General features: G+C 43.9%; 10 protein-coding genes. 4 read left to right on the forward strand and 6 right to left on the reverse strand.

The window, feature by feature from the left end; all coding sequences use genetic code 11:
* Positions 1-5 precede the first annotated feature (5 nt).
* From LG330_RS02825 to ftsW, 4 genes are all read left to right on the forward strand, one after another.
* Positions 6-635 (forward strand): YitT family protein, encoded by a 630-nt coding sequence (locus LG330_RS02825; protein ID WP_404407209.1) that lies wholly within the window; start codon positions 6-8, stop codon positions 633-635.
* A 277-nt stretch (positions 636-912) separates the two neighbouring features.
* Positions 913-2,013, forward strand: coding sequence for an S-layer homology domain-containing protein (locus LG330_RS02830; RefSeq protein ID WP_404407210.1), 1,101 nt, complete (start codon positions 913-915; stop codon positions 2,011-2,013).
* Between the two features lie 136 nt (positions 2,014-2,149).
* Entirely contained in the window at positions 2,150-4,450 is a 2,301-nt protein-coding gene (locus tag LG330_RS02835; RefSeq protein ID WP_404407211.1) for an EAL domain-containing protein, read from the forward strand.
* A gap of 107 nt (positions 4,451-4,557) precedes the next feature.
* Positions 4,558-5,691 carry a putative lipid II flippase FtsW gene (ftsW, locus tag LG330_RS02840; RefSeq protein ID WP_404407212.1) on the forward strand — a complete coding sequence of 378 codons (1,134 nt, stop codon included), beginning with the start codon at positions 4,558-4,560 and terminating at the stop codon, positions 5,689-5,691.
* 64 nt (positions 5,692-5,755) lie between these two features.
* Here ftsW and LG330_RS02845 read toward each other — a convergent pair whose 3' ends face one another.
* The 6 genes from LG330_RS02845 to LG330_RS02870 all read right to left on the reverse strand — a co-directional run bounded on the left by LG330_RS02845 (position 5,756) and on the right by LG330_RS02870 (position 12,357).
* Positions 5,756-7,090, reverse strand: a complete 1,335-nt coding sequence (locus tag LG330_RS02845) for an ABC transporter permease (RefSeq protein ID WP_404407213.1) — start codon at positions 7,088-7,090, stop codon at positions 5,756-5,758.
* Positions 7,087-7,779 carry an ABC transporter ATP-binding protein gene (locus LG330_RS02850; protein ID WP_404407214.1) on the reverse strand — a complete coding sequence of 231 codons (693 nt, stop codon included), beginning with the start codon at positions 7,777-7,779 and terminating at the stop codon, positions 7,087-7,089. The genes LG330_RS02845 and LG330_RS02850 overlap by 4 nt, the downstream gene beginning before the upstream one ends.
* Before the next feature lie 71 nt (positions 7,780-7,850).
* Positions 7,851-9,839: a DUF6449 domain-containing protein gene (locus tag LG330_RS02855; RefSeq protein WP_404407215.1), complete on the reverse strand. Its 1,989-nt coding sequence runs from the start codon at positions 9,837-9,839 to the stop codon at positions 7,851-7,853.
* Complete coding sequence (locus tag LG330_RS02860; protein WP_404407216.1) at positions 9,811-10,716, reverse strand: ABC transporter ATP-binding protein; 906 nt, start codon at positions 10,714-10,716, stop codon at positions 9,811-9,813. Before LG330_RS02860 ends, LG330_RS02855 begins: the two co-directional genes overlap by 29 nt.
* Positions 10,713-11,096: a GntR family transcriptional regulator gene (locus LG330_RS02865; protein ID WP_404407217.1), complete on the reverse strand. Its 384-nt coding sequence runs from the start codon at positions 11,094-11,096 to the stop codon at positions 10,713-10,715. The genes LG330_RS02860 and LG330_RS02865 overlap by 4 nt, the downstream gene beginning before the upstream one ends.
* Positions 11,097-11,376: 280 nt before the next feature.
* Positions 11,377-12,357 (reverse strand): nuclease-related domain-containing protein, encoded by a 981-nt coding sequence (locus LG330_RS02870; protein ID WP_404407218.1) that lies wholly within the window; start codon positions 12,355-12,357, stop codon positions 11,377-11,379.
* Between the last annotated feature and the right edge of the window lie 74 nt (positions 12,358-12,431).

The raw sequence follows: 12,431 nt of genomic DNA on the forward strand, positions 1-12,431 counted from the left end.
CAATCTTGAAAAAAGGTTTTATTATAGGGATTTTTTATCTGCTTGGATTACTGCTGCTGTCATTTGGAATCAGTATGATGATCGTTGCGGATCTTGGCGTTGGACCATGGGATGCATTGTATGTTGGATTATCTGAAACAATCGGTTTTACGGTTGGGACCTGGGTGTTTATACTTGGAATCATTTTGATTCTGTTAAATGGATATTTGATGAAGAAAATGCCGGACTTTCTGGCGATTATTACGATTTTCCTGATCGGGGTATTTATGGACTTCTGGCTGCTTGTGGCATTTGCAGGAGTTGACGCATTGTCAATGCCGATCAGAGCAATGATGCTGGTTGCGGGTGTATTAATGATCGCGCTTGGTATCACATTCTATCTTCAGGCGAACTTCGCAAGAAACCCGATTGACAGCCTGATGATGGCAATTAAAATGCGTACAGGTAAAAGCCTGGCATTCTCAAAAACAATTATGGAAGTCAGCGTGCTGGTTATCGCATTCTTATTCGGCGGACCAATCGGACTCGGTACAGTGATTGTGGCATTTGGTATCGGAACACTGATCCAGCTATTCATCACGCCGGTTACAAATACACGTAAACGACTGACGAATGAAACGGAAGTTGTGCTTTAAAATCATGCCAAAACCTGATTTTAATAAACACTAAGTTTAGCGGAGCGTAAGGCGGCGACTCCGGGACGATTAGTTGGAAGCTGAGACCCCACAGCCGAAGGCGAGGAGGCTCAGCAACAACCGTCCGGAAAGCGTCCGCCTGAAGCGCAGCGAAACGTTTTAAAGAAGAGATGGGACACAATTGTCTCATCTTTTTTCATGCAATAAAAATTTTGAAAATTCAAATTTTTATGTGCTGAAAATGTTATAATAATGAACAAAAGGAGGCGTATTTCCCATGAAAAAGTTCGGGATTTTAGCAGCGGCTTCCATTCTGTTATTTTTACTTTTTCCTAACCAGGCAAAGGGGGTTGTGTCATTCGATGATGTGCCGATGGATCACCCGTTTGTATGGGAAATTATCTACCTTCATGAACAGGTGATCATCGACGGGTATCCTGATGGAACGTTCAGACCTGCGAACAATGTCACACGGTCACAGGCAATGAAAATGATTGGGGAGGGGATTTATCTTTACAAGGAGCAGCGGCCGACACCATTTAGCGATGTGCCCGCAGATGCTTATTATTCAGGTTACGTGATGTCAGCCCATGAGCTAGGCTATATTAATGGTTACAGTGACGGTACCTTCAGACCGCATAATCATCTGACAAGAGGGCAGGCAGCTTTAATTTTCGCCCGCGCATTTAAATGGGCAAAAGCATCAGCCTCAGAATTCAGTGATGTATCAGGTGACAGTGAGATGGCCAGAGCAATTGCCAAGATGAAAGAGCATGGTGTAACAACAGGTTATCCGGACGGTACTTTCAAGCCTTATCAGAATATTACCCGCGGTCAATTTGCTGCTTTTCTTGCCCGTGCGCTTGAGCCGACATTTGTTCCGCAATATGAAGCGCTGCTGGATACTGCAAATGACATTCTTGTTCACCTACAAAATGAAGAATTTGGTGAACTCCCTGCTTATATGGGAGAAGGGTCACTTACGTTTTGTCCTTATGCAGGAAATTGTATTGACCACGGAGGTGTGCAATTCACTGCAGCAGAGCTCGATGGTTTTATGGATGACCCGACCGTATATGACTGGGGAGATCAGGATGGATCAGGATTTCCAATTGAACTGACTCCGGCAGCCTATTACGATGAGTGGCTGATGGATGCAACATATGAAGAAAAATACCGGTATGACCGCTCAAAACATTTTTCAACACAGGAGCTGATCAGACAAAAGTACCCTGCAGGAAGAGTAGTAGAATATTACTTTGAAGGCACTGAAGAATTTGACTATATGGACTGGCAAAGTCTGAATCTTGTCTTTGAGAAAAACAGCAGTGGTGAATGGAAACTGATTGCAATCATTAACGACCGCTGGACGATTTGAAGAATATAAGAATGTTAAAGCCTGGTACAACTTTGTATCAGGTTTTTTTACAGTTATTTGTTATTGACTAAATATTCACATCACGTAAAATAAATACAAAGTACTATTTTTAGCTCGTAGGATTGGGGGTGGGAGGATGAAGCTTCAAACACAGACATTAGTCGTGATTATAGGCAGTATGTTTTTATTTTTAATTCTGCTGACCACATTGATTCGACCGATGTTGTTGTCAGACGCATTGGCTATGGATGAAGAAAGCATGTATAAGGATATGGAGCGGATTGAGAATGCGATCCGGCTGGAGCAGGACCTCCTCACCCGTCTGAATCAGGACTGGGCGCAATGGGATGATATGTACGAGTTTGCCACTGGAGAAAGGCAGGATTTTGTTGCTTCAAATGTAGATGAAAATACATTCATGAACAACCGGATCTGGCGCATGATCATTGTCAGTGAGGAGGATGAGGTGTTGCTGGACCGGAGTTATGGTTTAAGCGAAGAAGCAGACCAGCTTAGTGAACAGTTAAATCGTCTGACCCCCTCATTAAATAATTATCTGATCGGTGCTGAAGATTCATTTTTTATTGCATCTGTTCAGCGGATCCTGCCTACATCAGGGATTGGTGATGCTGCAGGAAAGGTTATTCTGGTGCGGGATATCAGTGGGAACTATATTAAGCGGCTTGGGTATGACCTGTCTCTTGATCTGACTGCAAATACCGGAGCGGGAGTTGAGGAAAACAGGTTTGTCAGAACGGTCAGTGAAGAGCGGATGGAGGGTCAGCTGACGATTCAGAGTACCAATGGAGACAGTCATTTGATTTTAACAATCGATAAGCCCCGCAGCTATTATTTGTCTAAAAGAGACGTCATTACAAATTTCGTTTTATATCTACTCGTACTATTAGCGGTTATTGCAATTGTGTTGTACTTCATGCTCGACAGACTGATGATTTCAAGAGTAACAAGTCTGTCAAAGCAATTAAACCAGATACGACAGACGAGAGAGATCAGTTCCAGAGTAAAGTGGAAGCTGCATAATGGGGATGAAATCCATCATCTTGGCCAGTCGATCAACGGCATGCTCGATTCCGCTGAAGAGTCTCACAGAGAAATCACTGACATGGCGCTTCATGATCAGTTAACCGGACTGCTGAATCGTTATGGCGTTATCGAAGCATTTCACAGATTAACGGATCATAAGGAAACGCATATTGCCTTTATGTTTTTTGACCTCGATGGATTCAAAAGGATCAATGACTCCCTCGGACATAAAATGGGAGACACGCTGTTAAGAAAAGTAGCGAACCGTCTGACTGAATTTGTTGATCATGAAAACGAAGTGATCGCAAGGATGGGAGGGGATGAATTCCTGTTGCTTGTACACAGTCCGGATCCTGAGCACCTGCAGCAGCGTGCGGCATATATGGTGCGGGAACTGAAGCAGAATTATAAACTGAGTGAGATCAAGACATTTGTCACATCCAGCGTAGGAGTCGCAGTCTACCCGGATGATGGGGAATCGTTTGATGAAGTATTGCAGGCTGCGGATATCGCTATGTATGAAGCAAAGCGGAAAGGGAAGAATCAGGTCGTCTACTACCACAGTCTTGCAGAGGATCTGGAATACAAAAACACCCTGACACTTGAGAATGATCTGAAGTTTGCGCTGAAAAATGGTGAGCTTTATTTAGATTATCAGCCGATCTATACAGGCTTTAAAGAGAGCATGACAGGTGTGGAAGCGCTGATCAGATGGGATCATCCTGTAAAAGGAAGGATTCCTCCTAACGTGTTTATTCCGATTGCTGAAAATGGAAGCTTTATCAGTGATATTGGAGAATGGGTGCTTGAAGAAAGTATTAAGCAGTCGGTGAAATGGCGTGAAAGTGGTCTTGGTCAGATCGGCGTCGCTGTAAATGTATCCAAGATGCAGATGAGAAACAAGAACCGCTTCCTTGAGAAAATGGATCTGTTACTTGAACAGTACCAATTCCCACCGGAACAGCTGCAGATTGAAATTACAGAAAGTGATATTTTCTTTTTCGACGGTGAGATTATTGAGTTCGCTAAAGAGCTGCGGGAAAAGGGCGTCAGAGTCGCACTTGATGACTTTGGAGTAGGGACCTCGACCTTATTTAATCTGAAAAATATGCCTGTCAATGTTGTCAAAATAGACCGATCATTTATTCAGCATGTGCCTTCAGAGGAATTTGATTGCAAGCTGTTAAAGGGGCTTTATCAGGTGCTTGAAGGAATCGGGATGTATGTGATTACAGAAGGTGTGGAAACAGCGGAACAGGCTGAGTTTATCAGACATCACAGCAACTCAAAAATTCAGGGCTATTACTTCGGCAGACCGATGAAACCGGAACAGATTGCACTATTAATGCAGCAGGAATTAGCTTATCAGCAGACAGCTTCTGATCGAAAATGATCAGAGGCTGTTTTTGTATCCAAATGCCTGAATCGAAGAAAAAGTGTAACTTTCCTGATCCTCACACGCACTAATGACTTTATGCCACTGTATTTGAGGAGAGGACCATGAAGAAGCTTTTACATTCATTTCATTTACCATTATTAATTTTCACCATCGGACTTGCTTCTTTCGGTCTTGTAATGGTCTATAGTGCAAGTTATTTTGTTGCACTCGAATCTACCGGGGATGCTGCTTCATTTGCAAAAAGGCAGGGATTATGGTTTGTGCTGGGGCTTGGCGTATTTTTCTTTGTTTCTATGTTCAAGTTCACTGCTTATAAAAAACTGATGCCGGTCATTTTAGCGGTCACGATTTTTGCATTGTTGCTGATCTTTATTCCCGGTATAGGAACTGAAAGGAATCAGGCGCTGCGCTGGATCTCAATCGGGCCGCTTGTCATTCAGCCATCTGAGCTCGCAAAAATCGCCATTCCTTTATACGTGAGTTTTTTACTGGTACATAAGAAAGATCAGTTACATGATTTTAAGAAAAGTATTTTACCTTCTATGATTATCGTGCTGATGATTGCATTTTTAATTATGCTGCAGCCGGATCTTGGAACGGTCATTTCACTTGCGGCAGGGTACCTTGCGTTATTGATTGCTGCCCAGGTGCCGATCAGGTATCTACTGTTATTTGGAGCAGGGGGTGTGCTGTCAGTCACCATTCTGGCCATTACAAGTCCGTATAGACTTGAACGGTTAACAAGCTTCAGGGCGCCATTTGATGATCCGGACGGGGCAGGTTATCAGCTGATTCAATCGTGGACTGCAATGGCAAACGGCGGCTTTACAGGGGCAGGCTTTGGGGAAAGTGTGATGAAGCTTGGCTATCTGCCTGAATCACATACGGATTTTATTATCGCGATTATTGCTGAAGAGTTCGGTTTTATCGGAACGGGCGGTGTTATTATCGCGTTTGCAGCTTTCCTTGTGATCGGATTCTCTATTGCAATGAAATCAACACATCCTGTTGGGCGAATTCTCGGAATCGGCATTACGATTCAGATTTCCACTCAGGCGATTATGAATCTTGCCGCAGCAGGCGGTATCATGCCGATCACAGGCATCCCGCTGCCGCTTGTCAGTTATGGCGGCAGCTCACTGCTGATTACCATGACGCTGCTCGGTATTTTAATGAACATTCATAGAATGACTTATAACCGGCAGGTAAGGGAAGAAGTTCAGGAAGCTGCTTAGGTCGACTAAAAAACGAGGCTGATGTTCCCCTGGAAAAAGGGGAATGACAGCCTCGTTTGTTTTACTATACTTCACGCCGCATCGCCTTCAATACGTCAATCTCAGTCGCACGCTTCGCCGGTCTTAAGCCGGAAAGCATTGTCACTGCCAGACAGATCACGACCGCAATCAGCACAAGGCTGAACGGAATCGATGAAAACTGCAGTCCGGCAGGTAGTTCTTCCTCAAAAGCAGCTTCAAGAATCATCGGCAGCGCCAGGTTGACACCGATACTGATGACATATGAGACTGCAATTCCAATCACCGCACCAACAAGCCCGATATACGTGCTCTCAAGGAGGAAGATTCTCTTGATGACTTTAGGGCTCGCACCAATTGCCTTCATAATCCCAATGTCAGGCGCGCGTTCTGTTACAGCCATTGTCATCGTATTGAAAATCCCGATTGATGCGATCAGTATCGCAATTGTACCGATAAAGATCAGACCGGCTTTTGCAATATTAAACAGCGTATTGATCTGACCCATTTCACTGACAATCGAATAGACGAAATATCCTTCTTCTTCTAGAGAAGTCATTACGCTTTTAACGGCTTCAAGATCATCTGCATAGACAGTCGCACTGTCATAGCCGGTATCTTCCTCCGCTTCAGCAGGGTCAGTCAGCATCGCTTTTGACGTGCCGGTAATGCCTTCAAGCTCGGCAAGCTTTTCATCAGTGATGTATACGCTCTGATCCCATGCCCACTCACGGCCCGGCTTTTCAAGCACGCCGGTCACTGTCACAGGAACCGTTTCAGTGATTTCCTCGCCATCTTCCATTCTTTTGAACTCAAGATCGAAACTCTGACCGATGATATCACCTGAAAAGCGCTGCTCAGGGATGAGGTGACCGTCTTCACCGTATTCCGCTTCTTCGGGGTTAATATCATCTTTCATCAAATTTAATGCAAAATGGTAGCCGACAGCGACTTCATCTCTTGCTTCCGGAACTGCGCCTTCACTTAATTCAATCCCGGCGTTATCCATTGAGGGGAAGTGGCTTTGAATGGTCTGTGTATTGATTTCATAACCTTCTGTTACATAGCGTGTTTCCTGTCTGATCTGTTTCTGACGTGTAACAGCATTCACGCCATCCAGCGTTTCAATCTCTTCAACATCTTCATTCGTCAGACTCTCTGCATTCCCATTCCCAGCGTCTTTACCTGCAACTTCAATCTGCGTAACATCAGGGGACTCGATTGTATCTTTGATGACCGTATCGTGCAGCCCGAACGCAACCGAGGCAAGTACGATCAGGAACGCTACACTCATCGCAGATGCAAGGATCGTCATAAATACACGCATTCGGTTTTTCTTCATATTCTGCCTGATAAAACGGAACTGATCCTTCAGCTTCATACGAACACCCCGCTTCGAATCAGCTCACCATCAGCGATTTCAATCGTCCGGTCGCCGATCTTTGCCACTTCATCATCGTGCGTGATAATGACAAACGTGATGCCGCGCTCTTTATTCAGCTTTTTAATAAATGCCAGCAGATCCGCTTCCGTTTCACTATCGAGACTGCCAGTCGGCTCATCCGCTAAAATCAGCGGCGGCTCAAGAATCAGCGCTCGTGCAATACTGACCCGCTGCTGCTGACCGCCTGAAAGTTCACTTGGATAATGATCCTTAAAGTTTTCGAGTCCGACAGTCTTTAGCATTTCAAGCGTCATCTGCTTTCTTGCCTGTTCAGACATTCCTTTTAAAATCAGCGGCAGCTCTACATTTTCATAGGCTGTCATACTCGGAATCAGCTGGAAGCTCTGAAAAATAAAGCCCATATTTTTCAGCCTGAAATCTGCAAATTCCTCTTCTGTAAATTCACTGACCTTTTCATCTAAAATGACAATTTCACCCTCAGAAGGACGGATGAAGCCGCTGATTAGATTTAATAATGTAGATTTACCTGAGCCGCTGCGGCCGATGATCGATACAATCTCACCTTCAGCTACGTGAAAGGAAATATCCTTCAATACATCAAGCCGTGATTGCTGACCCTTTTTACCCAGTGTGAAATGGTGGCTGACCTGGTTAATTTCGATCATAATAAAACTCCTTTTTCTCATTTTTGGCATAAATAAAGAAGGGATCCTGAAAACAGATCCCTTTCATTCAATTAGTCGAACTGTCTTGTGATAAATTCCGGTGCTTCAGACTCATTAATACCGAGGAAGCTGTAGCCGTCATTTACACGGTAGAAAATCACATAATCTCCGTAGCTATTGGAATCGCCAAGATCAAATAGTTCTTCGATTTGCTCCTGATCTGTGATTGTGATCATCGGAACATCTAACTCCTCCGGTGAGATTCTGTTTTCATATACAACGGTATCTACTTCCCGGAAAAATTCGTCGCCTTCAGATTTAGCAACCGTCACTTCTTCAAGGTTCTCAGGAAGAAACAGTGCATCACCGTAGCCGTTCTCATCCATCCACTCAATCGTATTCTCGTGGTCTTTTGTAATCCCTGCATGATAATCATATGGCAGGTTCATAGAGAACTGGAGTTCACCTGCAGACTGTGGACTCCAGTCAAGTGCCAGTTCCTCAGAAGGGAGAACCTCAAGATCAGCTTTCATTGCAGCGATCAGGCTTTCCATCTCTTCTTCATCGGCGATTCTGATTGGCTCGCCATTAGCATTTGAATAGAACAAAATATAGTTTAAATCATCTCTTTTTGTCGCTAAATACACTGGATCATACGCTTCTTTAAACGCCTGCGTACTTCTTAATTCAAGCGTCACTTCTTTTAAGAAGTCGTGGTTCACATTGTATTCTCTTGATAAAGTGCTGCCGTCTTCAAGCGTATAATCGATCGTCACCGAGCTCCAGTCACCTGATAATCTGTTGTACGTGTGATCAACAAGCTGATCGTGAACAGCAGTCACCATTTCAATCGCTTCAGGATCACTTAACGAAGGTGCCTGCATCCCTTCAATGTGCATATAGTTATTTCGTGAATTCGGACTCATAATTTCTACAGATTCAACTGCACTTGCTTCAGGCACCTTATTTTCATAAAAACCGGCTACAAGGTTTACCGGGATAATCAGCAGCGTAATCATGACGCCGTACAGGACAAATCCCTTCCACGGCCAAGATAGGCGCAGCGTTTTCTGAAGGATCATCTGTAATACGGTGTAGGCAATAAACGCACCAAGCACATACCCGACAACCGTCCACATAAAGCTGCCCTGCTGAATTTCTGTAAAATAAAAGCCTGAGATCAGCATGACAAACAGTGTCAGGCTATAGAGGAACACATAGCGGAAAAACGGAAACACAATCGTCTGATCAGTCGCTTCAGAAGGCCGCTTCGCATAAGCAAAGTAAGAGAAGGCTACAAGCGCAGCAGCAATTAGTGTATAGACCAGATACTCAAGGAGGCTGAATGGCGTCTGTGTTAATTCAATCAGTCTGCCAAAGAAAATCCCGTTCGTCAGCAGCGTTTCAGTATAAGTCGTCAGTGCCAGACCCTGCACGTAGTACTGCAGATTCGTCAGCGCAAGCAGAATAATCAGTGCCGGTACAATAATGACTGTATACGTCAGCGCCCCGTGCAGCAGCGCGTTCCCAACAAAAATCCCAATTGCAACTGTCAGAATAAACATAAACAGCATAATCAGATAAGACAGCCCGATCCAGCTGAAAATATCAGAAATCGCATAGAACTGATCAGTCAGGAAAGGATACAGTACAGCTGTCAGAATCCCTGTAATCACAAGCGGTACAAATAGCGTAATCGCCCCTGTAATATACACATTCGTCAGGATCGTTCCTCTTTTAAAAGGAAGACTGTGGAAGAAATCCGTTGCTGATTTATTCGTCATAAAGTTCAGCAGAATAATCCCGATCAGTACTGGAAATGAGCAGAATGCCATCAGCTGGAAAGGGAGGGAGAAGTCCATTAGTGGATTCAATACATCTCCATACATACTTGAATATCCTGCATAGAACTGATCATTTCTGAATGTCATTTCACGAATAAACATACTGAGCGGCAGCATAATCGCAAGCGCGAGTGATAAGAATACACCGATCCATGTAATTGCCCGCAGCTGCTGTCTGAACAGCCCTTTATTCCACAATAAGATTCCGGATTTCATAGCCAACACCTCCCAGCTCATAAATAAAGATTTCTTCAAGCGTCAACGGCAGCAGATCAAATATCGCCGGGTTGAAGCTTTTTACATAAGGTAGAATTTCTTCTTCGCGCCCTTTTACTATAATCAGCAGTACACTGCCGCGCTTCTCATAGTGCAGCACATCAAGGCCGCTCAGGAATGCATCTTTTTCAGGCAGCTGCTTAAAAGCGATCTGAAGCTTATGAATATCTGTCTTCAATTCATCCAGATCCCGTTCAAATAACAGTCCGCCATTATGCATAATCCCAACGTAATCACAGAAATCCTCCATCTCACGCAGATTATGCGAAGACACAATCAGCGTCAGCCCACGGTCCGCCACATCCTGCAAAATCGCATTCTTCATCTGCTGGCGTACAACCGGATCCAGCCCATCAAACGGCTCATCTAAAATCAGGACATCCGGCATTGCAGACAGGGTGAGGATAAATGAAGCCTGGCGCTGCATTCCTTTAGACATTCTCGTCAGCTTCTTATCAGGATTCATTCTGAAATGCTTAGTCAGCTGTTGAAACCTTTTTTCATTCCAGCGCGCATACACTTCTTTATAAAAGCCCGCCATATCATTCAAAGAAGTCTGGTGCAAAAAGTGCGGCTGATCCGGGATAAACAGCACATGCTGCTTTGTTTCGGGTGTTTCAAAAACCGCCTTATCAGCAATTTTTACTTCACCACTATCATATTTGTAAATGCCGGCAAGTATTTTAAGGAGGGTCGTTTTACCGGCACCGTTTGATCCGAGCAGTCCATAAATAGATCCCTTTTTCACATGGAGTGTGAGATTCTCAACAGCCTGCAGATCATCAAAACGCTTATTAACTGCGGTTGCCTGAATCATTTGTCACCCTCCCTTTCCGCCACTTCAATTTTTTGAATCAGATGAATGAGATCATCCTTCGATCCGCCCAAAAATAAAAACTCACTCACTATTTTTTCTAAGTCCTGTCTCAGCATCTCCAATCTCTCCTCATTCCCCTCATTCTGTAACGGTGCCACAAAACTGCCTTTTCCAGGAACGGAATAAATAAATCCCTCGCGCTCAAGCTCACGGTAAGCTTTCTGTATCGTATTCGGATTAATCGTCAATTCCTGTGCCAGACTCCTGACAGACGGCAACTGCTCATCCTGCTGCAGCAAATCCCGAATCATCAGCGTCTTCAGCTGATCCATCAACTGCTCATAAATCGGCACCCGGCTGCGCGTATCCAACGTAAACATCCGCACCCTCCTCCAAATATTAGTGTATTATCTGTACTACTTATTGTAATACGGTTGATACGCTTGGTCAATAGGGGGTTGGAAATATTTTTAAGCCTTTGATGCAGTTGGGAAACTGGGGGTTTGTTTGTGGGTTCGATGTTCAACATAGTGTGTTCGAGGGTAAACTGCGGGTGTTCAACGTTCATCGCCACATGTTCGACACTAAATTACAGTGGTTCAACACTAAATGGTGAACGTTCGCCACTTCGGGTATATTGACTCATAAAAAAAGCACCAATTAATTGGCGCGAAAGGGTTTCTTCATACGGTAAAATCTCTTACTTGTCTTATGGAACGGCTCCAGGCCGGCATTAATCATCAGGATTCTTGCTGTTCCGGGGCGTGCTAACTTCAATATTATGCGTGCCTGCTTATTCGCAATAGAATCAGATACAAAAGTGAGGTAAACAAATAGAGTATTCATATACGTCTCATCGTCAGGCTCTCCGCACACTGAGCAACGAAAGCGCCGTCCTGACCAAATACAGAACAACTCAGAACAATGATTACACCATACGCCGGGGATCAGCTGACTTTGATGAATATTGAACCTGTTGAAAGTATGGTAGATTTTTTCATTCACTGTATATGTTTTTAGTGATTCTGCAAGTTCAAGTAATGCATACGGATTCATTTTCCGGGGAAGGTTCGCCTCGCACAGTGTTCTCAATTTCATTGTAAATCTCTCAACGCGGCAAATTTCTTTAGGCAGAAGTGTCCTAGAACCGACAGCTTCTAAATGGACGCTGGGATGTGTGAATGGGATTAAAGAATAAATGGGGAGGTCAATGTTCATTTTTTTCAAAATCTTAGATAAACCTTTTTGGTGTCTTTCTGTTTGAAGTGAAGGGTGAGTGGAAGTAAAAATAGAGCCATCGGGTTCATGACGATACATCTGTTCGTTTTCCAGATCCAGCTTTACGTGTCCTTTTAAGTGCTTTGTTTCGATCGTTAATGCAAAAGAGGGTGTTAACACTAAGTGGTCGATTTGAATTGTTTCACCGTCATAAGGGAAAATCAGATTTAAACCAATCAGAAATTCATCAGATCCAAAAGGGAGCAGTAGTTGATCAATACGTTTTTCACCAAATTCACCAGCTCTGATGATAGAAGATTCTTTTAAAAGGGCGGCTTTAGCGGGATGATCATCCGGCAAATGTCTTGAGAGAAGTTCATAGGCATGCGCACGGATTGAGGGTTTTCTTTCATAAAAAATCAATAGTACTTCCTCCAATTCTATTTAGTTTCAACAAGCATATATGATTCTTATGCTAATTACACGAGTTTTTTAAA

This window comes from Jeotgalibacillus malaysiensis (assembly GCF_044789845.1).
GTDB lineage: Bacteria > Bacillota > Bacilli > Bacillales > Jeotgalibacillaceae > Jeotgalibacillus > Jeotgalibacillus malaysiensis_A.

Coding starts and splice junctions, on each gene's coding strand:
- LG330_RS02830 (WP_404407210.1), top strand. CDS start 913: ATGAAAAAGTTCGGGATTTTAGCAGCGGCTTCCATTCTGTTATTTTTA.
- LG330_RS02835 (WP_404407211.1), top strand. CDS start 2,150: ATGAAGCTTCAAACACAGACATTAGTCGTGATTATAGGCAGTATGTTT.
- ftsW (WP_404407212.1), top strand. CDS start 4,558: ATGAAGAAGCTTTTACATTCATTTCATTTACCATTATTAATTTTCACC.
- LG330_RS02845 (WP_404407213.1), bottom strand. CDS start 7,090: ATGAAGCTGAAGGATCAGTTCCGTTTTATCAGGCAGAATATGAAGAAA.
- LG330_RS02850 (WP_404407214.1), bottom strand. CDS start 7,779: ATGATCGAAATTAACCAGGTCAGCCACCATTTCACACTGGGTAAAAAG.
- LG330_RS02855 (WP_404407215.1), bottom strand. CDS start 9,839: ATGAAATCCGGAATCTTATTGTGGAATAAAGGGCTGTTCAGACAGCAG.
- LG330_RS02860 (WP_404407216.1), bottom strand. CDS start 10,716: ATGATTCAGGCAACCGCAGTTAATAAGCGTTTTGATGATCTGCAGGCT.
- LG330_RS02865 (WP_404407217.1), bottom strand. CDS start 11,096: ATGTTTACGTTGGATACGCGCAGCCGGGTGCCGATTTATGAGCAGTTG.